Annotated in this window: 29 protein-coding genes; 14 read left to right on the top strand and 15 right to left on the bottom strand. The window is 64.5% G+C overall.

Annotated elements, in window-relative coordinates:
- The first annotated feature begins 71 nt into the window (after window positions 1–71).
- The 3 genes from AC1DPX_RS05940 (at window position 72) to AC1DPX_RS05930 (ending at window position 2,915) form a co-directional block, all read left to right on the top strand.
- The gene (locus AC1DPX_RS05940; protein ID WP_477235195.1) at window positions 72–1,172 is read left to right on the top strand and encodes an aminotransferase class I/II-fold pyridoxal phosphate-dependent enzyme; all 1,101 of its coding nucleotides are present in this window, start codon (window positions 72–74) and stop codon (window positions 1,170–1,172) included.
- A 161-nt stretch (window positions 1,173–1,333) separates the two neighbouring features.
- Window positions 1,334–2,572 (top strand): MFS transporter, encoded by a 1,239-nt coding sequence (locus tag AC1DPX_RS05935; protein WP_202357249.1) that lies wholly within the window; start codon window positions 1,334–1,336, stop codon window positions 2,570–2,572.
- 34 nt (window positions 2,573–2,606) lie between these two features.
- Window positions 2,607–2,915: an NIPSNAP family protein gene (locus AC1DPX_RS05930; protein ID WP_477235193.1), complete on the top strand. Its 309-nt coding sequence runs from the start codon at window positions 2,607–2,609 to the stop codon at window positions 2,913–2,915.
- A 42-nt stretch (window positions 2,916–2,957) separates the two neighbouring features.
- On the opposite strand, the gene AC1DPX_RS05925 is transcribed toward AC1DPX_RS05930, so the two are convergent.
- From AC1DPX_RS05925 to hemC, 6 genes are all read right to left on the bottom strand, one after another.
- Window positions 2,958–3,674 carry a glutamine amidotransferase gene (locus AC1DPX_RS05925; protein WP_477235191.1) on the bottom strand — a complete coding sequence of 239 codons (717 nt, stop codon included), beginning with the start codon at window positions 3,672–3,674 and terminating at the stop codon, window positions 2,958–2,960.
- Between the two features lie 18 nt (window positions 3,675–3,692).
- The gene (locus AC1DPX_RS05920) at window positions 3,693–4,172 is read right to left on the bottom strand and encodes a tellurite resistance TerB family protein (RefSeq protein WP_477235189.1); all 480 of its coding nucleotides are present in this window, start codon (window positions 4,170–4,172) and stop codon (window positions 3,693–3,695) included.
- Between the two features lie 37 nt (window positions 4,173–4,209).
- Window positions 4,210–5,811, bottom strand: coding sequence for a heme biosynthesis HemY N-terminal domain-containing protein (locus AC1DPX_RS05915; protein WP_477235187.1), 1,602 nt, complete (start codon window positions 5,809–5,811; stop codon window positions 4,210–4,212).
- 10 nt (window positions 5,812–5,821) lie between these two features.
- Window positions 5,822–7,285: a COG4223 family protein gene (locus AC1DPX_RS05910; protein WP_477235185.1), complete on the bottom strand. Its 1,464-nt coding sequence runs from the start codon at window positions 7,283–7,285 to the stop codon at window positions 5,822–5,824.
- A gap of 110 nt (window positions 7,286–7,395) precedes the next feature.
- Window positions 7,396–8,112 carry a uroporphyrinogen-III synthase gene (locus AC1DPX_RS05905; RefSeq protein ID WP_477235183.1) on the bottom strand — a complete coding sequence of 239 codons (717 nt, stop codon included), beginning with the start codon at window positions 8,110–8,112 and terminating at the stop codon, window positions 7,396–7,398.
- A gap of 2 nt (window positions 8,113–8,114) precedes the next feature.
- Entirely contained in the window at window positions 8,115–9,041 is a 927-nt protein-coding gene (gene hemC / locus AC1DPX_RS05900) for a hydroxymethylbilane synthase (RefSeq protein ID WP_477235181.1), read from the bottom strand.
- 158 nt (window positions 9,042–9,199) lie between these two features.
- Here hemC and tsaD point away from each other — a divergent pair, with 158 nt between their 5' ends.
- From tsaD to AC1DPX_RS05865, 7 genes are all read left to right on the top strand, one after another.
- The gene (tsaD, locus tag AC1DPX_RS05895) at window positions 9,200–10,285 is read left to right on the top strand and encodes a tRNA (adenosine(37)-N6)-threonylcarbamoyltransferase complex transferase subunit TsaD (RefSeq protein WP_477235758.1); all 1,086 of its coding nucleotides are present in this window, start codon (window positions 9,200–9,202) and stop codon (window positions 10,283–10,285) included.
- On the top strand, window positions 10,282–11,313 hold the full coding sequence (locus tag AC1DPX_RS05890) for an NAD(P)H-dependent glycerol-3-phosphate dehydrogenase (RefSeq protein ID WP_202357241.1): 1,032 nt from the start codon (window positions 10,282–10,284) through the stop codon (window positions 11,311–11,313). The genes tsaD and AC1DPX_RS05890 overlap by 4 nt, the downstream gene beginning before the upstream one ends.
- Before the next feature lie 37 nt (window positions 11,314–11,350).
- Window positions 11,351–11,647, top strand: a complete 297-nt coding sequence (locus AC1DPX_RS05885) for a YciI-like protein (RefSeq protein ID WP_202357240.1) — start codon at window positions 11,351–11,353, stop codon at window positions 11,645–11,647.
- A gap of 38 nt (window positions 11,648–11,685) precedes the next feature.
- Window positions 11,686–12,111, top strand: coding sequence for an EVE domain-containing protein (locus AC1DPX_RS05880; protein ID WP_019861976.1), 426 nt, complete (start codon window positions 11,686–11,688; stop codon window positions 12,109–12,111).
- Window positions 12,066–12,764 (top strand): class I SAM-dependent methyltransferase, encoded by a 699-nt coding sequence (locus AC1DPX_RS05875; RefSeq protein WP_202357239.1) that lies wholly within the window; start codon window positions 12,066–12,068, stop codon window positions 12,762–12,764. Before AC1DPX_RS05880 ends, AC1DPX_RS05875 begins: the two co-directional genes overlap by 46 nt.
- 128 nt (window positions 12,765–12,892) lie before the next feature.
- Window positions 12,893–13,309, top strand: coding sequence for a DUF1761 domain-containing protein (locus AC1DPX_RS05870; protein ID WP_477235179.1), 417 nt, complete (start codon window positions 12,893–12,895; stop codon window positions 13,307–13,309).
- A 15-nt stretch (window positions 13,310–13,324) separates the two neighbouring features.
- Window positions 13,325–14,068: a glycosyltransferase family 25 protein gene (locus AC1DPX_RS05865; RefSeq protein WP_202357237.1), complete on the top strand. Its 744-nt coding sequence runs from the start codon at window positions 13,325–13,327 to the stop codon at window positions 14,066–14,068.
- 24 nt (window positions 14,069–14,092) lie between these two features.
- On the opposite strand, the gene gcvA is transcribed toward AC1DPX_RS05865, so the two are convergent.
- Window positions 14,093–15,025 carry a transcriptional regulator GcvA gene (gcvA, locus tag AC1DPX_RS05860; protein WP_202357236.1) on the bottom strand — a complete coding sequence of 311 codons (933 nt, stop codon included), beginning with the start codon at window positions 15,023–15,025 and terminating at the stop codon, window positions 14,093–14,095.
- 130 nt (window positions 15,026–15,155) lie between these two features.
- Between gcvA and AC1DPX_RS05855 the strand changes: the two genes are divergently transcribed.
- Complete coding sequence (locus AC1DPX_RS05855; RefSeq protein WP_477235177.1) at window positions 15,156–15,407, top strand: hypothetical protein; 252 nt, start codon at window positions 15,156–15,158, stop codon at window positions 15,405–15,407.
- Window positions 15,408–15,500: 93 nt separating this feature from the next.
- Here the strand turns inward: AC1DPX_RS05855 and AC1DPX_RS05850 are convergent, their stop codons facing one another.
- Window positions 15,501–16,037: a L,D-transpeptidase family protein gene (locus AC1DPX_RS05850; RefSeq protein ID WP_202359264.1), complete on the bottom strand. Its 537-nt coding sequence runs from the start codon at window positions 16,035–16,037 to the stop codon at window positions 15,501–15,503.
- 144 nt (window positions 16,038–16,181) lie between these two features.
- On the opposite strand from AC1DPX_RS05850, the gene AC1DPX_RS05845 reads away from it, so the two are divergent.
- A complete protein-coding gene (locus AC1DPX_RS05845; protein ID WP_010912284.1) occupies window positions 16,182–16,865 on the top strand; it encodes a response regulator transcription factor in 684 nt (227 codons plus the stop codon).
- 121 nt (window positions 16,866–16,986) lie between these two features.
- Complete coding sequence (locus AC1DPX_RS05840) at window positions 16,987–17,442, top strand: Crp/Fnr family transcriptional regulator (protein WP_202357234.1); 456 nt, start codon at window positions 16,987–16,989, stop codon at window positions 17,440–17,442.
- Window positions 17,443–17,444: 2 nt separating this feature from the next.
- Here the strand turns inward: AC1DPX_RS05840 and AC1DPX_RS05835 are convergent, their stop codons facing one another.
- The 4 genes from AC1DPX_RS05835 to AC1DPX_RS05820 all read right to left on the bottom strand — a co-directional run bounded on the left by AC1DPX_RS05835 (window position 17,445) and on the right by AC1DPX_RS05820 (window position 22,569).
- On the bottom strand, window positions 17,445–18,062 hold the full coding sequence (locus AC1DPX_RS05835) for a GNAT family N-acetyltransferase (protein ID WP_477235175.1): 618 nt from the start codon (window positions 18,060–18,062) through the stop codon (window positions 17,445–17,447).
- 24 nt (window positions 18,063–18,086) lie between these two features.
- The gene (xth, locus tag AC1DPX_RS05830) at window positions 18,087–18,893 is read right to left on the bottom strand and encodes an exodeoxyribonuclease III (RefSeq protein WP_202357232.1); all 807 of its coding nucleotides are present in this window, start codon (window positions 18,891–18,893) and stop codon (window positions 18,087–18,089) included.
- A gap of 197 nt (window positions 18,894–19,090) precedes the next feature.
- Entirely contained in the window at window positions 19,091–19,771 is a 681-nt protein-coding gene (locus AC1DPX_RS05825; protein ID WP_202357231.1) for an outer-membrane lipoprotein carrier protein LolA, read from the bottom strand.
- 134 nt (window positions 19,772–19,905) lie between these two features.
- Complete coding sequence (locus AC1DPX_RS05820; protein WP_477235173.1) at window positions 19,906–22,569, bottom strand: DNA translocase FtsK; 2,664 nt, start codon at window positions 22,567–22,569, stop codon at window positions 19,906–19,908.
- A 195-nt stretch (window positions 22,570–22,764) separates the two neighbouring features.
- On the opposite strand from AC1DPX_RS05820, the gene AC1DPX_RS05815 reads away from it, so the two are divergent.
- The gene (locus tag AC1DPX_RS05815; RefSeq protein ID WP_477235171.1) at window positions 22,765–23,136 is read left to right on the top strand and encodes a hypothetical protein; all 372 of its coding nucleotides are present in this window, start codon (window positions 22,765–22,767) and stop codon (window positions 23,134–23,136) included.
- Between the two features lie 140 nt (window positions 23,137–23,276).
- On the opposite strand, the gene AC1DPX_RS05810 is transcribed toward AC1DPX_RS05815, so the two are convergent.
- From AC1DPX_RS05810 to AC1DPX_RS05800, 3 genes are all read right to left on the bottom strand, one after another.
- Entirely contained in the window at window positions 23,277–23,552 is a 276-nt protein-coding gene (locus AC1DPX_RS05810; RefSeq protein ID WP_477235169.1) for a hypothetical protein, read from the bottom strand.
- A gap of 334 nt (window positions 23,553–23,886) precedes the next feature.
- Window positions 23,887–25,068 carry an ammonium transporter gene (locus tag AC1DPX_RS05805; RefSeq protein ID WP_446721203.1) on the bottom strand — a complete coding sequence of 394 codons (1,182 nt, stop codon included), beginning with the start codon at window positions 25,066–25,068 and terminating at the stop codon, window positions 23,887–23,889.
- A gap of 205 nt (window positions 25,069–25,273) precedes the next feature.
- Entirely contained in the window at window positions 25,274–25,612 is a 339-nt protein-coding gene (locus AC1DPX_RS05800) for a P-II family nitrogen regulator (RefSeq protein WP_010912291.1), read from the bottom strand.
- Between the last annotated feature and the right edge of the window lie 188 nt (window positions 25,613–25,800).

The following is a 25,800-nucleotide window of genomic DNA, read 5'->3' as shown; positions in this document are numbered from 1 at the left end:
CGAAACCGCCTTGGCAGGCTTCCTGTTTTTGTGGCTTGGATAGACCAGGCAAGGGTGATCCGGGGGAAGCCATGAACTACACCAGGATGGTGATCGAGAAGGAAGCGCCGGAGGAATACGGCTACGACCGCATCCGCTTCAATCTCTCCGAAAGCTCGATCGCCGACCAGAAGCTTTCCGACATCGGCCTGTCGCTGCCTGATCTCACGCTGTTCTACGGCGAGCATCGCGGCGACAAGGAACTGCGCGCGCTGATCGCGGCGCAGGATGCCGGCGTCTCGCCTGACGATGTCCTGGTCACCGCCGGTGCCGCTGGCGCGCTGTTCATCATCTCGACATCGCTTTTGTCGGCGAGCGATCATCTCGTCGTCATCAGGCCCAACTATGCCACCAACATCGAAACCCCGCGCGCGATCGGCTGCGCCATCAGCTTTGTCGACCTCGCTTTCGAGGACAGCTTCGCCATCGATGTCGAGGCTGTCAGGGCGGCGGTGCGGCCGAACACGAAACTGATCAGCGTCACCTGCCCGCACAACCCGACCGGCACGATGATGTCTCGCGCCGATCTCGACGCGCTGGTGGCGCTCGCGGAAAGCCGCAACTGCCATTTGCTGGTCGACGAGACCTATCGCGACCTCTCCTATGGCCGGCGCCTGCCGTCGGCGGCTTCGCTCAGCAAGAAGGCGATCAGCGTCTCTTCGCTGTCGAAGGCCTTCGGCATTCCCGGCATCCGCATCGGCTGGCTGATCACCAGGGATGCCGCGCTGCAAGAGACATTCCTCGCCGCCAAGGAGCAGATCGGCATCTGCGGCAGCGTCATCGACGAAGGCATTGCGCGCGGCATGCTGGAGCGCCGGGACGCTTTCCTCGGAGCCCTGTTGCCCGAAATGGCCAAGCGTCGCGACATCGTCCAGGCCTGGATCGACCGGGAACCGCTGGTCGACTGGATCAGGCCCGAAGGCGGTGTCGTCGGCTTCCCGCGCCTCAACGTCGAACCAGGCTTCGACCTCGACAAGTTCTATCTCAATCTGCTGGAAAACCATGGCACCTATGTCGGACCGGGCCACTGGTTCGAGATGGAAAAGCGCTTCTTCCGCGTCGGTTTCGGCTGGCCAACGGAAGCTGAATTGAGGGGCGGGCTGGACGCCATTTCGGCCGCGCTGCGGCAGTAACGTCCTTGTGCGATCGAAGGAACAGTCCGGAAATCCCTTGATCCAGGCCTGATTTTAACGCACATCCCGCCGCGAACTTTGTTAGACGTTCCATTGGTCGGACCAGCGCCCATCCGGGAAGTGCCCCGCCGATCAATGCCATCGCAACGGGGCCTCTCTCCATGACATCAGCACAAACTTCACCTGAGCAGCGCTACGCTGCCTTCCGGCACAAAGCCTTCCTCAGCTACTGGACGGCGCGCTTCCTCACCACTTTCGCGACCATGATCGTCTCTGTCGCCGTCGGCTGGCAGATCTATGATCTGACGCGCGATCCCTTCGATCTCGGCATCGTCGGCATCGTCCAGTTCCTGCCGTCCCTGCTTTTGGTGCTGGTCACCGGCGTCGTCGCCGACCGTTTCGGCCGCCGGCTGATCATGGCATTGTCGACGGTGACCGAGGCAGGCTGCGCGCTCGTTCTCCTGTACTTCACGCTTCGCGGCCTCGTCAGTCCGCTGCCGATCTTTGTGGTTCTGGCGCTGTTCGGCATGGCGCGCGCCTTTTACGGACCAGCCTCTTCGTCGCTGTTCGCCAATCTGGTGCCGCCGGAGGATTTCGGCAACGCGATTGCCTGGAACTCGTCCGCCTGGCAGACGGCGACCATCGTTGGACCGGTTGCCGGCGGCCTGCTCTACGGCGTGTCGGCGGAAGCGGCCTATGGCACCGCCGCCATCCTGATGCTGGTTGCCGCCCTTTTGATTTTCACCATTCCCAGGCCCGCCCAGCGGACCGCCACCGACAAGCCTTCCATGGAGACGCTGTTTGCCGGCTTCCGCTACATCTGGAGCGAGAAGATCGTGCTCGGCGCCATCTCGCTCGACCTCTTCGCGGTGCTCCTGTCCGGCGCCTCGGCATTGCTGCCGGTCTATGCGCGCGACATTCTTGAACTCGGCCCGTGGGGCCTCGGCCTGTTGCGCTCGGCGCCCGGCATCGGCGCCATCTGCGTGGCGGTATGGCTGGCCGGGCACCCGCTTCGCGACAATGCCGGCAAGATCATGCTCGGCTTCGTCGCGGCCTTCGGCGCCTGCACGGTATTGTTTGGCCTGTCGACCGTCACCTGGCTGTCGATCGTCGCACTCGCCCTCCTCGGCGCCACCGACATGTTCAGCGTCTATATCAGGGAGACGCTGATCCAGTTGTGGACGCCGGACGAGGTGCGTGGCCGCGTCAACGCCGTCAACCAGGTCTTCGTCGGCGCCTCCAACGAAGTCGGCGAATTCCGCGCCGGCACCATGGCGGCGCTGATCGGCACGGTGCCTGCCGTGGTGATCGGCGGTGTTGGTGCGATCGCGGTGGCGGGGTTGTGGGCGTGGCTGTTCCCGCAGTTGCGCAAGGTGCGCCACCTCAACGGGCGAAACTGATGCTCAGCATGATTACCCTGTCACAGGAGCTGCCATGATTACCTGTTACCTGAAATATGTCATCGATCCGTACAAGCTTGCCGAGTTTGAAGAATATGGCCGTCGCTGGATCGGCCTGGTCAATCGCCTCGGCGGAAACCATCATGGCTATTTCCTTCCGAGCGAAGGAGCCAACAATATCGCCTACGCCATGTTCAGCTTTCCGAGCCTTGCCGACTACGAGGACTATCGCAAGCGGATGGCCGCCGACCCGGAATGCCAGGAGGTGTTTGAAACGGAAAAACGCAATCGCAGCATCCTAAGCTACGAGCGCAGCTTCCTTCGGCCGGTGCTCGAACCCTAGAGGAGCCGCAAGAGCGGTTCTCCGTCCAGAGTGACGATAGAGCTACCGCACTGCCGGTCTGCCAAACACCATCCGCAAGAACTCGTCCAGCCAGCGTTTCAGATGCATGTCCCAGATCAGCCGGCCGCCGAGGTGATCGCGGCCGGGCTGTGCGCCCGGCAGTTCGAAGCGATGCGCGCCGCGCACCACCCAGCGCTGCATCATCACCCGGGTCAACTCGCCGTGGAACTGGATGCCCCAGGCATTGTCGCCGTAGCGAAAGGCCTGGTTGGGATAGGTCTCGGCCGTCGCCAGCAGGGTCGCATCCCTCGGCAGGGAAAAACCCTCGCGGTGGAACTGGTAGACCATTTCGGGCCAGTGCATCAGCTTCTTGCCGGCCTCGGTTGCCTTCAGCGGATACCAGCCGATCTCGACCAGCCCCTCGCCGTGCCCCTCGACCTTGCCGCCGAGATGGTTGACCAGCATCTGCGCGCCGAGGCAGATGCCGAGGCATGGCCGGTTCTCCCGTAGCGGGATTTCCAGCCAGTTGGTCTCGCGGCGAACGAACTCGTCCTCGTCATTGGCGCTCATCGGCCCGCCGAACACCACCGTGCCGGCGTGGCCGTCCAGCGTTTCCGGCAAGGCGTCGCCAAGCGGCGGGCGGCGGATGTCGAGCTCGAAACCCTCTTCGATGAGCATGTGGCCGACACGTCCGGGGCTCGAATTCTCCTGATGCAGCACGATCAGGATTTTTGGCTTCGAGCTCGTTGCGCGCGGCATCGTCAGGCGAGATCCCGTCTATTCGTCGCTGGATGTTCCACGGGCGCCCGGCGCGTGCGCCGCCGCCTTGCGGCGCGCCTCGACCCGGTCGTGGCGCTCGACGCCGATCAGCTCGGCGACGCGCCAAACCGTATTGTCCTCGAGCTCGTGCAGTTCGCCATCGGCATAGACGATCTCCCACATCAGGCCGATAAAGGCCTTGCGTCCTTCGGCATCGAGATGGCGCTTGAGCACGCTGGTGAAGGCATAGAGGTCGATCGCCTCATTGTCGGCCCGTTCGCCGGCGGCGACCAGCGCTTCGAGTTCCGCGCCGCTGATCGAGTAGCTCTCGGAAAGCACCGACTTGAACCGCTCCCATTCGACATCCTGGCGCACGCCGTCGGCGTTCATCACATGATAGAGCAGCGCCGAGGCCGCGACGCGCGGATCGTCCGTGCTGGGTTGCGCGCCGGCGCCGGCCGGCAAATCCCTGAGAAACGACAGAACGCGTTCGAACATCAATCCATTCCCCAACGGCCCAAGAGCCGGCCCAAATTCAAAACAGCCGGAACCGGCGCGGCGCCTTTTCCGCTTCCTCGTCCGGATCGACGCCCGGATCGTCCGGCAGGCGCGCCAGTTCTTCCGCCGGCTCGACCGCCTCGGCATCGTCCGGCACCGCCGCGAAGGCCGCCGCCGTGACCGGCGTGACGTGGTCCTCGCTTCTGTCGGTCCCTTTTGCCGTCGTCTCGCTGCCCGCCGTGGCCGGTTCGATCGCGTCGATCGGCATTTCACTGGCCGGCTTCGCCAGCGCCCCGATCACCGGCGCCGTGGTCTCAGGCGCATCGTCGCGGCTGTCGATCAACTGGCCAAGCCGCTCCATCGGCGCGCGCCACTCGAAGGCGTCGAGCCGTCCGGTGACAGGCGACACCGGCGCCCAGCGCTCCGACACGACGCCGTCGGCGACCCAAGCCGGATCGCGCGGCGCCCGCACCGCCTTGGAGAGCAACTGCCGCACCTTGCCCTGGTCGCCGGTCTCGGCCTCCTCGATGTCGGCCAAAAGCAGATAGGCGCCCTCGCGGCGGTCCATCCGGATCGCCGCCTCGGCCTCGCGGCGGGCGGTCGAAAAATCCTGCGCGTCGAGCGCGGCCCGCGCCACCGTCATCGACGATTCGGCGTGGTTCTTCTTCAGCTCCTGCAGCTTCTTCGCCCGGTTGAGGCGGTCGAGCACGGCGTCGCCCGGACGGGCGTGGGTGTAGAGTTCGGCGATCTCCGGATGCGGCTCGGCCCTCCAGGCCGTTTCCAGGATCTTCGAGCCCTTGCGCACATCGTTCTGCTTGAACAGCGCTGCCGCCGCAGCAACGGCTGCCGGCGCGAAATCCGGCTGCAGCTTGTTGGCCTCGAGCGCCGCTGTCCTGGCAGCATTGGGATCGCTGTCGGCCAGCGACTGCGCCTTGGCGGTCAACAGCACGGCGCGGCGGCGATTGGCGGCGTCGCGCTCGATCTGCCGCGTCGACTTCTGCGCGTCGACCAGTTTCAAGGCGCCGTCCCAGTCGCCGCGCGCGGTCAGTTCCTCCAGCGTCGATTCCGCCGCCCAGGCGAGTTGCGGCGCAACGGCGGCGGCGCGGCCGGCGTAGTGCCGCGCGGCGTTGCGGTCGCCCAGCCTTTCGGCTTCGAGATAAAGCCCGCGCAGGCCAAGCAGCCGCATTTCGGGATCGTCGAGCATGCTCTCGAACTTTTGCCGAGCGCCTTCATGGTCGCCTTCGAGCAGCGACGCCTGCGCTTCGAGCAGATGGATCAATGGCTCCTGGTCGGAGCGGATCAGCTTGGCCGCTTCCTTGGTCTTCTTGCGGGCCAGCGCGCCGTCGCCGGCGCCGGCGGCGATCATGCCGGTCGACAGCGCCTGGTAACCACGGTCGCGGCGGCGCACGCGGAAATAGCGCGAGATGGTGTAGGGGCTGTTCCACAGCGACTTGAGCAGCCACCACGCGATCATCACCGCCGCAACGACGGCGACGATGGCTACCGCCGCCACCATCAGGCTGACCTGGTACTGATAGCCGTTGAAGGTGACGACCATGTCGCCGGGCCGGTCGGCCAGCCAGGCAAAGCCCAGCCCGAGTGCGAAGACGACGATGAGGAAGGCGAGCAGGCGGATCATATTGTTGCCCTCATGCCTTCATGGCGCCGGAGATCAGCGCGTCGACCTGGGTTTCGACCTCGATGCGCGCCTTCAGTTTGCCGGCAAAGTCGGCGCCGGCGGCCTTCACGGCTTCGGGCAGCGAGTTGTATTCACTCAGCGCCTTGGCGTAGTCGCCCTGGGTGACCGCCACTTCCATGCGCGCCACGGTTTCCGGCGCGCCCGGACCCTCGACGGCGCCGATCGGCCGGACCTTGACCAGCGATTCGGCGCTCGACATCAGGTTCTGCAGGAAGCCGGCATTGTCATCCACCGGCGTGGCGGCGGCGACCATGGCATTGGCGGCGGCATCCATCTGCGCGGCGATCTCGGTGCGGGTCGGCACGCCCTTTTCGGCATAGGGCCGCAAGGTCGCAAGCTCCGGAGCATTGGGCGAGATCGCCGCCAGCGTATCGAGTTCGGCCGAGAATGGCGCGCCGCGGTCGAGTGCCGACTTGAGCGCCGAAGCGGCGATGGCGAGCGCGATCTTCGGCTGCGACGCCTGGGCGTCGACCTTGCCGGAAAGCTGCGACACCGACTGTTCCAGCGCGGTCAGCCGGCCGTCCTGCGCCTTGGCCGCCTCGCCCGCCGATTTCACCAGCGCGTCGAGACCGGCCAGTTTCTCGTTGAGCGGGGCGAGATCGACCGGTGCTGCGCTGCCGGCCTTGCCCAGCGCCGCGACCGCGGTCTCGATCTGCTTGACCTTGTCGCCAAGGGCGGCAAGCCCGGCATTGTCACCAGCGCCGCCCTTTTCGACCGCCGATTTCAGCGCCGCGATATCGGCCTTTACCTGCTCCAGCCCAGAGGAAAGCCCGACCACCTTCGCCGCTGCATCGTTGTTGCCGCCGGCTTCCTTGAGACTGGCGATGTCGCTCTTCAGCGAAGCAATCTCGCCATTGACGCCGTCGAGCGAGACTCCCGCGCCGGAACCCGGCGCGCCAAGCACGCCGGCAAATTGCAAGCCGCCGGCGCCGGCGAGCGCAATGACGCCACCGATAATGCCGGCGGCAATGCCGTTGAGACCGCCACGCTTTGCCGGAGGTGTCGGCGCCATCTTTTCCTCCCGCGTCTGGGTTTTTTCCTGCCTGTCGTCGCTGCGCTTGGCCGATGCGTCCTCGAAAGTGTAGTCGGAGGCGGCAGGGCGATCGGCTGGCTTATCCGAACCGGGATAGGGCAGTTCCGGCTCAACGGCCTTGGCCTGCGCGGACGGCTCCGCCCCGGCCTGCCCCACGCCATCGGCATGCTCCCAGGGTTCGAGATCGGTCTGGTCGGCGTGCACCGGCTCTTCGGGAGCCTCCGGCTGCGAGGCATCGGCGGCTTCCTTCGCCTCGTCGGCCTGGGCCGCTGCCTTGGCGGCATCCTCGTCGACGATGCGAGACACGGCACCGGGCTCGAGATCGATGGTCACCGGCTCGCGGCGGCTTTTCGAGTGTCGCATCTTCGGCGTCTTGACCATGCCTGGGCTCCGCAAAATTCGCTTCGTCTCAACGCCTGGGGGCGCGTGATGGTTCAGAAAGGGTCTAGCACATCACCAAGCGGTGAAAAGGGGCGGTGTGATGACGCGGCTCAGGGCAGCACCGGCAAAAGCGCCAGCAACGCCTCCTCGTCGGGCTGTGCGGCAATGCGGATTGCTGTGCCGGCGCCGCCGTCGAAAGCAGCGGCGATGCGCGCGGAAAGTGCGAAAAACAGCGTCTTTTCAAAGGCCTCTTGCAGGGCAGGCCGTTTGGTCAAGACCTGCATCGCGGCGGCCGCCTTGGCCGAATAGAGCAGCACCGCATCGACCGGCTGGCCGGACAGCAGCGCGAGGACGGTGTCGTCGGAATGCCGCACCGGCAGCGTGTCGTAGGTCTCCACGGCGCGGACCTGGACTCCCGCCTCCTTCAACCTCTGCTCGAACACCGGAAACCGCACGCGTCCGCAGAGATAGGCGATTGCCTTGCCGGGAAGCGTTGCCGCGATGCTGTCGGCCAGCGCCTCGGCATCGCCGGAACCTTCAATGACGCAAGAGAACCCCATCTTACGCGCTGCCTCGGCGGTCCTGGCGCCCACGGCATGGCAAGGCAGGTCAGCCAGCGCCGCGATCACCTCTTTCGGGGCATGGCGCACGGCATTGGCGCTGGTGACAGCGACGGCGGCAGCGTCATCCGGAACCAACCCGGCGTCGGCCGGCAAAGCCACCGTTTCGGTCAACGGCAGGAGAATCGGCTGGAACCCTATATGCTGAAGCCGCCGCGCCGTGCGCGAGGCGCCCGGCTCCGGTCTGGTCACCAGGACGCGAAGCATGTTCAGAGCCAGCCGTCGAAGAACTTTTCACCGGCCTTGGCCCGCACCGAACGTGCGGCCTCCTCGCCGATGCGGGCGGCATCCTGCGCCAGCCCCCGCAGTTCGACCGTGTGCGACTGCGTGCCGTCGGGCGAGATGATCAGCCCGGCGAAAGAAAGCTTTCCGGTCTCGATCGCCGCATAGCCGGCGATCGGCGTGCGGCAGGAACCGTCGAGCGCCGCCAGGAAGGCGCGTTCGCACGCCAGCGCCTGTCCGGTCGGCACATCGTGGATGGCGACCAGCATCCTTTCGACGTCAGGGTCGCCGATGCGCGTCTCGATGCCGATCGCCCCCTGGCCAGGTGCCGGCGGAAAAATGTCGAGCGGCATCAAATCGGTAGCGACATGCTCCAGGCCAAGCCGCTTCAGCCCGGCAAAGGCGAGGATGGTGCCGGCCGCGACCCCTTCGTCGAGCTTGCGCAGCCGCGTCTGCACATTGCCGCGGAACATCACCACGTCGAGATCCGGCCGCATGCGGCGGATCAGTGCTTGCCGCCTGAGCGACGACGAACCGACCTTGGCTCCGCGCGGCAGCTCGGCGATGGTCTTCGCCGCCTTGCCGACAAAGGCGTCGCGCGCGTCCTCGCGCGGCAGGAAGGCGGAGAGTTCCAGGCCATCGGGCAATCGCGTCGGCATGTCCTTCGACGAATGCACGGCAATGTCGATCTTGCCCGCCAGCAAAGCCTCTTCGATCTCCTTTGTGAACAGGCCCTTGCCGCCGGCTTCCGACAGCGGCCGGTCCTGGATGCGGTCGCCGCTGGTCGAGATGACGACGACTTCGAACGCTTCCGCCGGCAGGCCGTGCGCGGCCATCAGCCGCGCCTGAGTTTCATGCGCCTGGGCCAGTGCCAGCGGGCTGCCGCGTGTTCCGATTTTCAAGGTTGTTTGCATGACGCGCGGTCCGTGATAACCCCCGGCCGGAGCATTTTGCAGCCAAGTGGAGCCACTTGGCGTCGCAGAAATGCGGCTAAAATAACCGAGGCCTTCTCCGGGCACTCTCCTAAAGGGGAACGCCTGGCTACACAATCTCTGGAGACAGCGACGAATTGATCCGCGTTCTGGGCATTGAGACGAGTTGCGACGAAACCGCCGCCAGCGTCGTGGCGCTGGAGGGCGATGCCGCGCCGAAAATCCTGTCCAACATCGTGCTGTCCCAGATCGAAGAGCATGCCGCCTTCGGCGGTGTCGTGCCCGAGATCGCCGCGCGCGCCCATGTCGAGGCGCTGGACAGTATCGTCGAGGCCGCCCTTGCCGATTCGGGTACGGCCCTTGCCGATATCGATGCGATCGCCGCCACCGCCGGCCCCGGCCTGGTCGGCGGCCTGATCGTCGGGCTGATGACGGCCAAGGCGATCGCCGCCGCAGCAGGCAAGCCGCTGATCGCGGTTAACCACCTCGAAGGCCACGCCTTGACGGCGCGGCTGACCGACGGGCTTGAATTCCCCTATCTGCTGCTGCTGGTCTCCGGCGGCCACACGCAAATCCTGGCCGTGCGCGGCGTCGGCGACTATCAGCGCTGGGCCACCACCATCGACGACGCGCTCGGCGAAGCCTTCGACAAGACCGCCAAGATGCTCGGCCTGCCCTATCCCGGCGGGCCGAATGTCGAGAAGGCGGCGCAGACGGGCGACGCCAAGCGCTTCGCCTTCCCGCGTCCGATGAAGGGTTCGGCGCAACCCGATTTCTCCTTCTCCGGCCTGAAGACCGCCGTGCGCCAGGCGGCGACGGCGATCGAACCCTTGAGCGACCAGGACGTCGCCGACATCTGCGCCTCCTTCCAGGCGGCGGTCGCCGATGCGCTAGCCGACCGCGTTTCGCGCGCTTTGGCGCGGTTCAGCCAGACATTTCCGGGCACGAAGAACCCGGCTCTGGTGGTTGCCGGCGGCGTCGCCGCCAACCGCACCATCAAGGCAACGCTGGAACGGCTCTGCACCGACGCCGGCTTCACCTTCGTCGCACCGCCGCTGAAACTTTGCACCGACAATGCCGCGATGATCGCCTGGGCCGGCATCGAACGGCTGCGCGAAGGCATGGCGCAGGAGAACGGCTTCGACTTCGTGCCGCGCTCGCGCTGGCCGCTCGACAGCATCTCGGCGCCGATGGTCGGTTCGGGCCGGCGCGGAGCCAAGGCATGACTGGTGAAGCGATGCGCGGCCAAGACGTCGGCGATCCCGGCAACGGCAGCTGGCGAGTTGCCGTGCTCGGCGGTGGCGCCTGGGGCACGGCGCTGGCGCTGGCCATGCTGCGCGCCGGCCATAAGGTGCGCCTGTTCGCGCGCGACCCGGAAACCGTGGCGGCGATCGGCCGTGGCCAGAACCCGCGCTACCTGCCCGGCATCGCCATCGCGCCCGGCATCGAGGCGACATCGGACATCGCGACGGCGCTCTCCGGGGCCGATTGCGTGCTGGCGGTGACGCCGGCGCAATCGCTACGTGCGACACTGGCGGCAGCGAAGGATCATATGCCCGACGGCATCCCGCTCGTTCTCTGCGCCAAGGGCATCGAGCGCGACACAGGCGCCCTGCTGTCGGCAATTGTCGAGGAAATCCTGCCGCGAAATCCGGTCGCCGCGCTGTCCGGCCCGAGCTTCGCCACCGACGTCGCCCGCGGCCTGCCGACAGCGGTGGTGGTCGCCGCCCATGATGAGGCGCTAGCAGCTGACCTTGCCGCCCGTTTTTCCGCTGAAAACCTGCGCTGCTATTCCAGCGACGACCTGATCGGCGTCGAGATCGGCGGCGCCTTGAAGAATGTCTTTGCCATTGCCGCAGGTGCGGTTACCGGCGCCGGGCTCGGCGCCAGCGCCCAGGCCGCAATGGTAACGCGCGGCTTCGTCGAACTGCGCCGCATCGGCGCGGCCTTCGGCGCCAGGCCGGAGACCCTGATGGGGCTTTCCGGCCTTGGCGACCTGCTGCTGACCTGCTCATCCACGCAATCGCGCAATTTCGCCTACGGGCTGGCGCTTGGACAAGGCAAGGCGCTTGCCGGGCTGCCGCTGGCCGAGGGCGTGCCGACGGCGGCGATCGCCGCCCGTATTGCCGCCGAGCGCGGCATCGACGCGCCGATCATTACCGCTGTCGCAGCCATACTGGACGGCGCCATCACCATTCGCCAGGCGGTGACGGCCCTGATGACCCGGCCGCTGAAGACCGAAATCAACGATTGATCCCCAACTTCAATCCCAACAACCAGGAGAGAGACCCATGCTGTTTGCTTTTGTTTGCAAGGATAAACCCGGAAGCCTGCAGGTGCGCCTCGACACGCGGCCCGAGCATCTCGCCTTCCTCGAAGGGCTGAATGCGCAGAAGAAGCTGGCCTTCGCCGGTCCATTCCTCGATGCCGATGGCAAGCCCAATGGCAGCCTCGTGGTCGTCGAGGCGCCCGATCTGGCCGCTGCGCAGGCCTTGTCCGCCGCTGACCCCTATGCCGAGGCCGGCCTGTTCGAAAGCGTCGAAATCCGCCAGTGGAACTGGACGTTCAACAAGCCGGCGGCTAGTTAATTCCGGTTGCCGCACCTGGATCGCACGGAGGAGAAAACATGAACTACTGGCTGTTCAAATCCGAACCCTCGGTTTTCTCCTTCGAGGCGTTGAAGGCCAAGGGCAAGGCCGGCACGCAGTGGGACGGCGTGCGCAACTACGCCGCCCGCAACAACATGAAGGCCATGCAGATCGGCGATCTCGGCTTCTTCTACCATTCCAATGAGGGGCTCAACATCGTCGGCATCGCCGAAGTCTGCGCGCTGGCCCACCCCGACACCACGTCGGACGATCCGCGCTGGGAGTGCGTGGACATCCGCGCGGTTCGCGATGTGCCGAACCCGCCGACGCTGGAACAGGTGAAAGCCAATCCGAAGCTTGCCGAAATGGCATTGGTGCGGCTTGGCCGGCTTTCCGTGCAGCCGGTCACTCCGGCCGAATGGAAGGAAGTCTGCCGCATGGGCGGCCTGACGCCCGCGCCGTGACGGCACTGACCCCGCACAGCGCGAAGCAATTCATCCTCGACAATACGGCGCTGATGGCGCCGCCGCACGTGCCCGAGATTCTGCTCCATCTCGCCGATGAAGCGCACGATCTGTGGCAGCGGACCGAGGACGAGCTGGTCGAGATCGGCCTGCCGCCGCCCTTCTGGGCCTTTGCCTGGGCCGGCGGCCAGGGCCTCGCCCGCTATGTCCTGGACAATCCCGGCACGGTGCGGGGCAAGCGCGTGCTCGATTTCGCCTCGGGTTCCGGCCTCGTCGCCATCGCCGCCGTCCGGGCGGGCGCCGCCGAAGTGATCGCCGCCGACATCGACCCGTTCTGCGCCACGGCGATCCGCCTCAACGGCGAGGCCAATGGCGTCGGGATCGACTTCCTCGGCACCGACTGCATCGGCACCGATGCGGGCTGGGACGTGATTCTGGCCGGCGATGTTTTCTACGACAAATCCTTCGCCGACCGCCTGATGCCGTGGTTCGCGACGCTCAAGGCGCGTGGCGCCGAGATCTTCGTCGGCGATCCCGGCCGATCGTATATGCCGAAAACAGGGCTGGAGCCCCTTGCGGTCTATGAAGTCGAAGTCACGCGGGCGCTGGAGGATTCCCTGGTCAAGCGCACCACCGTCTGGCGCTTTGCTTGACGCCATCGCCGAAGCGCCTGATACAAAGTTCATGGAGCAATTCCAGGAAAAGTGCTTAGCGGTTTTCCCACGGGAATTGCGGCAAAACAAAAAGATGTCACGCGACCTGCATCTGGAGGGGGAAGCTCATGGATTTTTCAGCAGTGAACTGGCTGGCAGTCATCGCGGCCGCCGTCTTGGCCTGGCTGTTCGGCGCCGCCTGGTACATGGCGTTGAGCAAGCCGTGGCTGAAAGCCGCCAAGCTTGATGCGGCGACGATGAAGAAATCGCCGCTGCCTTTCGTCATCAGCTTCATCGCCGAACTGGTCATGGCGCTCGTCATGGCGCTGATCGTCACCGCGATGACCGGCGGTGAACCGACATTGGTTGCCGGGCTTGTCTTCGGTTTCGTCCTTTGGCTGGGTTTTGTCGCCACGACGCTGTCGGTCAACCATCGCTACGAGAATTTCGGCTGGGACCTGACCCTCATCGACGGCGGCCACTGGCTGGGTGTCTTGCTGATCATCGGCGCGGTGATCGGTTGGTTCGGCGCCGCAGCTAGCTGAGGCGCCGCGCTGACGATGGCCGACGAGTCCGGATTTCCACGCGACCAGGTGTTCACCCGGATCTGCCACGTCAAACAGGGCTATGACGACCGGCGCCGCCACATCGTGCGGGAATTCGAGCGGCGCGGCGTGCCGGTCTATTTTTACACGGACTGGGACCGGCCGGACATCACCCCGCAGATCCGCGACGAGCTGGTCGCGCCCGCCTTTACCCACCCGGCGGCCGTTTCGCTGGCGTTGAAACATGTCGGCATCTGGCGCGATTTCCTCGAAACCGACCTGCCCTATTGCCTGGTCTTCGAGGACGACGTCTTCCTCGCCCGCGACTTCGTCGCCAAGTTCCGGCAGGGGCTTTCCGAACTCGGCAGCCCTGCGCGCAAGGCTGTCATCTATCTCGGCAACGGCAGCAACTACTACACGCCGAGTTGGAAACTGCGGAAGGGCCAATGGCTCTACCCGGCGCTGCATGCCAGATGCACGGATTCCTACCTCATCACCCGCCCCGTCGCTGAAGCCCGTTGCGCCTGGATCGAGCAGAACAAGATCTACACCTCGATCGATCACCAGGTCGAACAGATGGACGAGAAGCTCGGCATTGAAATGCTGTGGTTCGAACGGCCGATTGTCGAACAGGGCAGCGAAAACGGGGCGTTCGAGACGTCCATTTCGGCGAAAAGATACCCGCGTCTCTACAAGAGCGTGAAATGGACGTGGAAGAAATACACGCGCATGATCTTCGGCCATAACGCCCGGTCGTGACCGAAAGACAGGCCCGGCGGCCGCCTATGCCTTCTCCGTGCCGTGCGTCTTTGCCGCCTCCTCGAGAAGCCATTCACGAAACGCGGCGATGCGGGCATCGTCCTTCACGGTTTGAGGATAGACCAGGAAATAGGCGAATTCCGGCGCGACCTTGATGCCGAGCTCGAAGGGGCGCACGAGGCGCCCCTGCGACAAATCGTTGGCGACCATGGCGAAGTCGGCCAGCGCCACGGCATTTCCGTCGAGGGCCGCCTGGGTGGCATCGGTCGAGGAGCCGAAGACGAGGGTGCGGCTGTCGTCGAAATCGTCGACGCCGGCCGCCTGCATCCACATGCTCCAGTTCGGCCAGGTGACGCCTTGCCGCGACCATTCGATATGCGCGAGCGTGTGCCGGAAGAGGTCGCGCGGTTCATTGAGCGGCGGGCCTGAAGCGAGCAGGGCCGGGCTGCACACCGGGATGATGATGTTGTCGAACAACCGGTGCGCGGCAAGCCCCGGATATTTGCCGGTGCCGAACCGGATGCCGATATCGACGTCGTCACGCTCGAAGTCCCTTACATCGTAGGTGATGTCGAAGCGCAGTTCGATGCCTGGCCGCTGATGGCGGAAATCGTCGATGCGGCGCATCAGCCATTTCGTCGCGAACTGGGCGTCGAGCGTCACTTTCAAGAGCGCCGTGCCGCGCGTCATCTTGCGGGCGCGGGATACCGCCCGGTTGAGCAGGTCGAGCGCGTCGATCGACGCTTCATGAAGCACGTTTCCCGCTTCCGTCAGCCGCATGGTGCGGCTGGTGCGCGTGAACAGCACCAGGTCGAGCTGATCCTCGATTTCCTTGACCTGGTGGCTGACCGCGGCCGGCGTCAGCCCAAGCTCGTCGGCGGCGCGGGTGAAATTGAGGTGACGCGCCGCCGCCTCGAAGGTCCTCAGCGCGCGCGTTCCGGGCAGGAGGCGGGCCATCTGATCTCCAAACAAAACTTGATGATCTGAAAAGAACTACTCGTTTCCCGTTTGTTTTTCAATCCGGCATGATCCCGGCATCGAGATACCTTCAAACCGGATTTGACATCCGGAGAAACCGGATAAAGCCATGACCGAGATCGCTCTGAAGTCCCACACCGCCCTGAAATCATCTCTCCCGCAGTGGCTGCGCGCCACGATCGACTGGCTGCGCCAGGCCAACGTCGCCGCCAGGCTTCCCTTGGAATCGGTCGACGACCTCTCCGACCATGGACTGCGCGATATCGGCGGCGAACGCCGCGACATCGCCAAGGCGATGGACCGGGAGCTTCGCGAAATCGGGCTCCTGGGCACGGGTTGGCAGAAGCCGGGGCGGAAATAGGGGAGCAAGGCAGTAGGGCAGTACGGCAATAGGGTAAGTCCGGGCGCCGGGAGACAGTCCCTACTGCCCCTACTGCCCTACTGCCCTACTGCCCTATCTCACCACCCTCATCACCGTCCTATCCGACAGCAGCGGCAAGAGCCGCGCCATCGTGCGCGCGGTGACCGCCACACAGCCTTGCGTCGGCGTGTAACCATCACGCGCCAGATGGAAGAAGATGGCGCTGCCGCGCCCCCGGCGGCGCGGCGAAATATTCCAGTCGAGCACCAGGCAAGCATCGTAGAGCCGGTCGTCGCGCCGCATGCGCTCATGGCTGGCGCCATACGGGATCTTGACCGGCCTGTTGTAATTGCGGTCGTCCGGCACCTCGCACCAGCCGAGATCGGGCCCGATCGGCGTCATCGCCAGCCGCGTCCGGCGGCCGCCGGCAAACTGATCGCCCCGGAAATAACCCGACAAGATCCGCATCGAGCCGAGCGGCGTGGCGCCATCGCCCTCGCGCTTGTCGGCCGAGATGCCGCCGCGCCCCAGAGCGCAGGCAAACACTGCTTTTCCGGCCTGCAGCAGGCCCTGGCTGGGGTGGCCGGGCCTTGCCCGCACGGTCAGCACACGCAGCCGTTTCGGCAAAATTGCGCCGGCTGCATTGCGATCCCATTTTTTCTTGTATGATCGTGCCACGGAACAAATCACTGTGATCGGCTATTGTGTCGGCCAGCTTCCGCATAAATACGCAGCGGTCAACTGAATTTCATTTTCAAAACAACGGATTGATCCATGACTTCACGCACCATCCTAATCGTCGACGACGACGACGACCTGCGCGGCACACTGGTCGAGCAACTCGCCCTCTACGAGGAATTCGACGTGCTGCAGGAAGCGACTGCGGCAAAAGGCGTCACCGCGGCGCGCGGCGGCCTCATCGACCTGCTCATCATGGATGTCGGCCTGCCCGACATGGACGGTCGCGAGGCCGTCAAGATCCTGCGCAAGGGCGGCTACAAGGCGCCCATCATAATGCTGACCGGCCACGACACCGATTCCGACACGATTCTGGGCCTCGAGGCCGGCGCCAACGACTATGTGACCAAGCCGTTCCGGTTCGCGGTGCTGCTGGCGCGCATCCGTGCCCAGCTGCGCCAGCACGAGCAGAGCGAGGACGCCACTTTCTCGGTCGGCCCCTACACCTTCAAGCCCAGCCAGAAGCTGCTCATCGACCCGCGTGGCGGCAAGGTGCGGCTGACGGAGAAGGAAGCCTCGATCATCAAATATCTCTACCGCGCCGACCAGAAGGTGGTGACGCGCGACGTGCTGCTCGAGGAGGTCTGGGGCTACAATTCCGGCGTCACCACGCACACGTTGGAAACCCATGTCTACCGGCTGCGCCAGAAGATCGAGCGCGATCCTTCCAATGCGGAAATTCTTGTGACAGAAAGCGGTGGCTACAAGCTGGTTCCTTAAACATTTCATTATCCAATAAGCGGTCTGGGCGGGACCGCTTTCGGGTGCGATCCTGTGGAGGGGATTAAGGATCGACTCGTGAAGGAGGGATTGGACTGACCGTTCGGGGACGCAGCTAGAGATGGCGTTGGATGACGACATCCGCATCCTGTCCGCCGTGGGGCTCTTCGAGGGTTTCACGCAGGAACAGCTGCGTCTGCTCGCCTTCGGCGCCGAGAACACCTTGCTGCTGGCCAACCACAAGCTCTACCGCGAGGATGACGAGGCCGATTCGGCCTATGTCGTGGTCAGCGGGCGCATCGTGCTCTATCGCGAGCAGGGCGGCGAGCGCATCCCGATCGGCACCGCCGGCCCCGGCACCATCCTCAGCGAACTGGCATTGATCGCCGACACCAACCGGCTGACCAGTGCGTCGGCCGAAATCGACTCGGAAGTGATCCGGCTCAGCCGCAAGATGTTCCGCCGCATCCTGGAGGAATATCCGGAGGTGGCGGTGAAGCTGCACCAGCGCATCTCCGAGGAATTCCAGGCCATGATCCGACGCATCGAGAAGCTGGCGCCACGGTTTAGTGGGTAAATCTAATTGCCGTCTCGAACAGGTTTTGGCCTGAACAGACACCAGAATGGCTTCCCTGGCGCAAGTTCACCTTGGCCGAGGAGTTGAAACCCGCAGTGCTTATAGAAAGCCAAATTCTTGCTTTGTGCGGTTTCGAGAAACGTCCCTGCCGAGACAGGATCTCTTTCGGCAAGATCGCAATAAGCCTTGATCAGCGCGCCGCCAGCCCCTTTTCCCTGCATCGAGGGGTGAACGCCCAAGACCCCAAGGTAGAAATGCGGTTCCTGCGGCTTGTATTCTTCACTTATGGCGTCTGCCCGCTCGAAGCGCGAAGCCATCGATGCCTGCCTTTGCTGAAGCAAAGCCCATCTCTGCTGGTGCGCCGGAGGCCATTCAGGCCGCTGCGTATCATAGCCCATCGCCGCACCAAGGATGCGACCATCGCTCTTTAACAGCAGCACAGGCATTCCAAGCGCCAGGCGCGCCGCCATCAGGATCGAGAAGAACTCCGTCACCAGGTCCCGACGCAGCGGAGGATCGCCCGGGAAGAAAAAAGCCATCTGCGGATCATCGGCAAAGGCAGCCGCCAGACAGTCGGCCGCCGATGTCACGTCCGGCTCTCGTGCTGCCACTATCTCCATTCAACGACCCCTTTGGCCTGCGGCCTAATCCAGATCGAACCGCGCGATCACAGGCACATGGTCCGACGGCCGCTCCCAGCCGCGCGCCGCCCGCAGGATTTCGTAGCCGGCGAAATCAGGCACCAGATTGGGCGAGGACCAGACATGGTCGAGCCGCCGGCCCCGGTTCGACGCTTCCCAGTCCTGCGCGCGATAGCTCCACCAGGTGTAGAGCTTCTCGTCCAATGGCACGTTGTGCCGCATCAGGTCGACCCAGTTGCCGGCGAGCCGCATCGCTTCGAAATTTTCGGTCTCGACCGGCGTGTGGCTGACCACGTTGAGCAATTGCTTGTGCGACCAGACGTCGTGCTCGAGCGGCGCGATGTTGAGATCGCCGACCAGCACCGAGGCGGACACTTCGCTGTGCTCGGCGCGGATGGCGTTCATCTCGGCGACGAAATCGAGCTTGTGCTTGAATTTCTTGTTGATTTCGGGATCGGGCTCGTCGCCGCCCGCCGGCACGTAGAAATTGTGCAGCAGGATCGTCTTGCCGCCGGCGCGCACCGTCACCGACAGATGACGGCTGTCCTCGATCTCGCAGAAGCGGCGCTTTTCCACCACCTCGATCGGCCGCCGCGCCACCGTGGCCACGCCGTGGTAGCCCTTCTGGCCATGGAACGCGATGTGCTGGTAGCCGAGCCTGCGGAACGCCTTTTCGGGAAACAGTTCGTCGGGAACCTTGGTTTCCTGCAGGCAGAGCACGTCTGGCGCGTATTCATCGAGCAATCGCTCCACGATCGGCATGCGCAGGCGAACCGAGTTGATGTTCCAGGTGGCGATGGAAAAGGGCATTGGCAATCCGGGACAGCGTGCTTCCCAGCCAGGACCGATGGACCCTGACGCGGAAGACGCCTTTTGAGGGAGTCAGTCCGGAAACTGCCAGCCAAGCGCCGCAAAGACAAGCCGGGCCATGCTGGGAAACCTGCTCAGGCGCGGCCGCCTAAGGCGCCCGCCATCAGCAGGTCGGCCTCACCTGAATATCTGCGTACTTAGCGCGTCTTCGTGTTCAGCTCGCGGTTCGCCGTATAGTCGATCGCAAATGTGTCGGGCGCGAAGCTGACGCCTTCCTTGGTGTTGAAGATCATTACCGTGGTGTCCTTGCCTTGCGCGTCGGTGATCGTCCACTGGCGCAGATCATAGGTTTTCGGATCGAACATCATGGTGATCGTCGCATTGCCGAACACCGACTTGTCGGCAAGCTTGATGGTGGTGAGGTCGTCCTCTTCCTTGACGCTCTTGACGCGGTCGCCGGAGAGGTCGATCCGGTCATCGAGCAGCAGCTTCAGCGGCGTCTTCGACAACGGATAGAGGTCCGATGTGTTCATTTTCTTGTTGAGGATGACCACCGACTTGCCGTCGGAAATCACCTTGAAATTCGACGCCCCGTCATAGTTGAAGCGGATTTTGCCCGGCCGCTCGAGGAAGAATTTGCCGCCGGTCTGCTCGCCCTTGGGGCCGAATTGCACGAACTCGCCACTCATCGATTTGACCGAGGAAAAATGGTCGGCGATCTTCTGCGCGGCGGCGGGCACGGCCGCCTGCGCCGAGGCCAGAAGCTCGAACCCGGGCACCACGTTGAAGGCGGCTGCACCCGCTGCGACAAGGCCGAGGCCGAGGAGCTGGCGGCGCGTCGGGGCGAAATCGCTGAGCTTGGAAAGATCGTTTTTCATGTTGGTCACTCTCGTGGTGATTCCTGTATCCGTCGCTGTCCTGAACCCCCAGTTGGGCTGAAATTTGGCGGTAGAGCGGCGCTGCTTCGCCTCAACGCGCCAGAGAGTTCAAGGTTGCCGTGAGCGCCCCGCCATCAGAACTTGTCGTCCTCGGTGGGCACCAGGATTTCGCGTTTTCCGGCATGGTTGGCCGGGCCGACAATGCCTTCCTTTTCCATTTTCTCGATGATCGAGGCGGCGCGGTTGTAGCCGATGCCGAGCCGGCGCTGGATGTAGCTGGTCGATGCCTTGCCGTCGCGCAGCACCACCGCCACCGCCTGGTCGTAGGGGTCGTCGGAATCCTCGAAATTGCCGCCGCCACCGCCACTGGTGCCACCACCCTTGCCGGACGGTTCGTCCTCGTCCTCACCGTCATCCTCGGTGATGGCGTCGAGATATTCGGGCACGCCCTGCAACTTCAGGTGCCCGACGATCTTCTCGACCTCGTCGTCGGAGACAAAGGGACCATGCACGCGCTGGATGCGGCCGCCGCCGGCCATGTAGAGCATGTCGCCCATGCCGAGCAGCTGCTCGGCGCCCTGCTCGCCCAGAATGGTGCGGCTGTCGATCTTGGAGGTGACCTGGAAGGAGATACGGGTCGGGAAGTTGGCCTTGATGGTGCCGGTAATGACGTCGACCGACGGGCGCTGCGTCGCCATGATGACATGGATGCCGGCGGCGCGCGCCATCTGCGCCAGGCGCTGCACCGCGCCCTCGATGTCCTTGCCGGCGACCATCATCAGGTCGGCCATTTCGTCGATGATGACGACGATGTAGGGCATCGGCTCGAGATCGAGGTCCTCCGTCTCGTAGATCGCCTCGCCGGTCTGGCGGTCGAAGCCGGTCTGCACGGTGCGCGAGATCTTTTCGCCCTTCTTCTCGGCCAGTTGAACGCGGGCGTTGAAACCGTCGATGTTGCGCACGCCGACCTTGGACATCTTGCGGTAGCGGTCTTCCATTTCCCGCACGGTCCATTTCAGCGCCACCACCGCCTTCTTCGGATCGGTGACGACGGGCGTAAGCAGATGCGGGATGCCGTCATAGACGGAGAGTTCCAGCATCTTCGGATCGATCATGATCAGCCGGCATTCCTGCGGCGTCAGCCGGTAGAGCAACGACAGGATCATGGTGTTGATGGCGACCGACTTGCCCGAACCGGTGGTGCCGGCGACCAGCACGTGCGGCATCTTGGCGATGTCGACGATGACGGCCTCGCCATTGATCGTCTTGCCCAGCGCCAGAGCCAGCTTTGCCTTGGTGGTTTCAAAGTCGCGACTGGCCATGATCTCCCTGAGGTAGACCGTCTCGCGCTTGGCGTTCGGCAATTCGATGCCGATGGCGTTGCGGCCGGGCACCACGGCGACGCGGCACGCGATCGCGCTCATCGAGCGGGCGATGTCGTCGGAGAGGCCGATGACGCGCGACGATTTGATGCCGGGCGCCGGTTCCAGCTCATAGAGGGTGACCACCGGGCCGGGCCGTACGGCGATGATCTCGCCCTTGACGCCGAAATCCTCCAGCACGCCTTCGAGCAGACGCGCGTTCTGCTCCAGCGCATCCTTGGAGAGACTTGGGTCGCGCGCGACGTTCTTCGGTTCGGACAGGAAATGCAGCGACGGCATTTCGAACTTGTCCGAGCCGATCAGCGAGGTCTGCGCCTCGCGCTGGACGCGCGCGCCCGGCGCCGGGCGCGGCGCCGGCGCCTCGACGCGGGTCGCGGCGTCGGAGCGGAACTGCTGCACCTTGGCCGTTGGCGCAGCACGGCGCTGGGCGACCGGCTCGTCGTCGAAATCCATGTCCTCGTCGTCGCGGTCGAAGATATCGTCATCGTCCGGATCGACCGATACGCTGCGATCATTGACCAGGGCGGCGAAGAATTCCGGCTCGACGCGGGCGCGGCCGTCATGGCTCATCCGCTGCTCGGCGAACTCTGCCGATTCGACGCGCTCGGCGGCGCGTCGCCAGGCGCTGGGGCGCGGCTCCATCTCCGGCTCGTATTCGTCGCGCTCCTGCCTGCGGCGCACCGCGCGGCGATGCATCCACGCGCGCAGCGACAGCCACCAATGGGTGATGGCGCCGAGCGCCAATATGCCCTCGTCGCCCTCATCCTCCTCATTGTCGAACAGAAGATCGTCCTCGCGCGGGTCGGCGGCCGCCGGCTCTTCCATCACGGCGAAGCCGTTCTTGCGGCCGATCAGCGCCGAGCCATAGGCGAACAGCCAGAGCGTTGGCGCGGCCAGCAGCACGGCCAGCACGCTGGCGATCAGCCCGGTCGGATAGCCGCCGATGAGGACGCCGGGAATCTTGAGCACCATGTCGCCGAACACGCCGCCGAGGCCGGTGGGCAGCGGCCAGGTCTTGGGCGGAACGATGCAGCCGGCGATCGCGGCGGCGAGCAGCGCGAAACCGAACCAGAACAGCCCGCGCTTGGGCAGCCTGTCGACGCCGCGCGCCGAAAACAGGAGATAGCCCCAGATCACAGCCGGAACCAGCGCGGCAACCGCGGCAAGGCCGAAGAACTGCATGGCGAGGTCGGAGAAGACCGCGCCGGCATAGCCCATGGCGTTGGTGACGGTGTTGTTGGTGGCATGCGAGAAGCTTGGATCGGCAACGTTCCAGGTGGCGAGGCTGGCGACCCCGAAGGACACGGCCAGAAACAGGCCGGCGCCGACCAGCCGGCCGACCTGGCGCCGCGCGAAAGCCTGGATGCCGTGTCCCGTATCGGTCATCGCGAGCGGTGCTGAAGCCCCTGAACGCATGCTCTTCCCCGTCAGTGATTGCCTGGCCCGAGCGCATGACGCACTCCGGCAGATTCGGATGCCAGACTATCGGGGGGAAGGTTAAGGGCGCATTAACTATAAGAAGTTGAGATCGTCAAACCGATCACTTCAGGTTGCAGCGGAAGCGGGCGGGATGTGCAACGTTGCCGTGCGGCCACCGGGATGGATAGAGGCATGCGGTCTATCGTCCTTCGCGTGGCGGCTCTGGCCTGGGCAGGGCTTAGTCTCCTGCTCGCCGTGCACTGGTTCGTCGAGCTCGGCATGGTCGGCTTTCCGGACGGTCACGTGACGCCCTTTGCCGGGGCGACCGGCCCACTCCTGCACCTGCTCGCCTGCGCCTGCCTAATTCAGGGCCTGTACTTTTTGTGCAGGGCTCTCGTCGGCAAGGGATTTGGGGCGCAGGCTCTTGCCCTGCAGATTCTGATTGCGGCCATCCTGACGGTGGCGCCGACATTGATTGTCCGCAATTGCCCCCGTTCCCAGATGTGCAGCAGTGCCTATGAGACGCTGACAAACACCACGATGGACGACGGCGCGGGCGGATAGACCTGCCACCCGGACGGCATCGGGAACGCCTGCGGTCTCCGCCAAAGCGCACTGGCTAACGATGCAATGGCGGGCACGTAGACCCGCCATTGCTTCGCTCGACAAACAAATGGATCGGGCCTCTGCCCGATCTCGCGCGATCACTTGTGACCAGCGTACATCATCAGGTTGGCGCAGAATTCGGCGTGAGGCTTGCTCATCGCTGCGTCCTGACACTCCTTCATCATCTTGTCCTGCTTGTCCTTGGCCGTCGAGGCCCAGGCTGCCTTGAAATCCGCCTCCGATTTCATGGTCTTCATGCCGGCATCGGTGAAGAACGGCGCCATATTGTCGGGCTCGTCGAGCGCGCCAGCAAGTGCAATACCGCTGACCATCGACAGAGCCAGTGCTCCCAGGAGTATGTTCTTGACGTTCATCAGTTGGTTCCTTCCCTGTTGGTAGCGAGCGCCAGAACGGCGCCTGCTAACGCCAGTACGGAGCCGGGAGGCTCTATGTTTCTTCCCGTTGGCGGATCACGCGAACGTGATCGCGTCGAAAAACGATTCCTTCTTCATCTTTTCGGAGCGTACGATTTTCCAAAAAAAGAGACCCGAATTGCTTCGGGCCTCAATGCGTGAGCCTCTTTCGAGAGCGTCACGACGGGATCTTGGGAGCAGCTCCAGGGAAAGCCGAATTGCGGGTTACCCGGGATTGCGTGAAAATATGGGACCGGCGGGAGGAGGATCCGCCGGCCCCTTGGCGAGGCTGGCCTTACGGCACCACTTCGCCATGCTGGGAGATGTCGAGGCCTTCGACCTCTTCCTGGGTCGTCGGACGCAGGCCGACCAGCGCCTTGACGATGTAGAGGATCACGAAGGTGGCGATCGCCGTCCATATGATGGTGACAGCAACGCCGTAGAACTGCTTCACGAGCGAAGCTCCCGACGACAGGCTGTTGATTGCCGGATCGGCGAGCACGCCGGTCAGCAACGCACCGATGATGCCGCCGACGCCATGGACGCCGAAGGCATCGAGCGAGTCGTCATAGCCGAACATGTGCTTCACCTTGACCGCCGAGATGTAGCAGAGCACGCCGGCGACGATGCCGACGATGAAGGCGCCGGTCGGGTTGACGAAGCCGGAAGCCGGGGTGACCGCGACGAGACCGGCGACGGCACCCGAGATGATGCCGAGCACCGAGGGCTTCTTGGCGACGATCCATTCCGCGAACATCCAGGCGAGCGCCGCGGCAGCGGTGGCGACCTGGGTGTTGAGCATGGCGGCACCGGCAAGGCCGTCGGCCGCCAGTTCCGAACCCGCGTTGAAGCCGAACCAGCCGACCCACAGCAGCGAGGCGCCGATCACCGAATAGACCAGGTTATGCGGCGCCATGTTGGTGGTGCCGTAGCCTTCGCGTTTGCCCAGGACCAGCGCGCAGACCAGGCCCGCGACACCGGCGTTGATGTGGACGACCGTGCCACCGGCGAAGTCGAGCACGCCCCAACCGGCGAGGAAACCGCCGCCCCAGACCCAATGCGCGACCGGCACGTAGACGACCAGCAGCCAGAGCGCCATGAAGATCAGCAGCGCCGAGAACTTCATGCGCTCGGCGAAGGCGCCGGCGATGAGGGCGGGCGTGATGATGGCGAAGGTCATCTGGAACATCGAGAAGACGAATTCAGGAATGTTCGCTACCCCCGGCGCCCACAGCGTCGAGGTGGTGATGCCGTGATGGAAGAATTTCGAGAAGCCGCCGAGATAGGCATTCATGCCGCCGCCGTCGGAGAAGGCCAGCGAATAGCCGAACATGAACCACAGCACCGTCACCAGGCAGGTGATGGCAAAGCTCTGCATGACGGTGGCGAGCACGTTCTTCTTGCGCACCATGCCGCCGTAGAACAGCGCCAGGCCCGGAATGGTCATCATCAGCACCAGGGCCGTCGAGGTCAGCATCCAGGCGGTGTTGCCGGTGTCGAGCACCGGGGTGGGAGCGGCAGCCGGCGCGGCGGCGGCAGCGGCCGGGGCGGCTTCCTGCGCAAAGGCGGCGACGCTGCCCAATGCTGCCAGAGCAAGCGAGCCCAGCAGGGCCGCCCGTCCCGTCGTCTTCAAGGTGGAAGAAATATTCATTGAACTCTCCATTGGAATACGTGTTCGCCGCTCAGAGCGCGTCGGTGTCTGTTTCGCCGGTGCGGATGCGCACCGCCTGATCGATGCCGAAAACGAAGATCTTGCCGTCGCCGATCTGGCCGGTCTTGGCCGCGGCGGTGATGGCTTCGACGGCCTTGTCGACCGTGTCGGCACTGACCGCGACCTCGATCTTGATCTTCGGCAGGAAACTGACCGCGTATTCCGCACCGCGATAGATTTCCGTATGTCCCTTCTGACGCCCGTAGCCTTTGACTTCGGTGACGGTCAGGCCCTGGATGCCGACGGCGGTGAGCGCTTCGCGCACCTCGTCCAGCTTGAACGGCTTGATGATTGCCATCACGATTTTCATAAGGTTTCACCCTTTGCTGTTGCGGTCCCCCGCGTTTGCACACCTTCACCGATCCCAAAGAGCCGGAGAGTGCCCCCAAGGATTCAAGCTCCGTGCCAAGTGCCGAAGCAGCGTGGTAACCTGTTGTAAACAAAGGGAATGAGGCGATTGGAGGCAGCAGGTGCCAATGCCTGCGGCACGGCATGTGC

The sequence above is a fragment of the Mesorhizobium sp. 01N446 genome, assembly GCF_056399285.1.
Note: the sequence above shows the minus strand (reverse complement) of the source record. Positions and strands in the feature narration are given on the sequence as shown.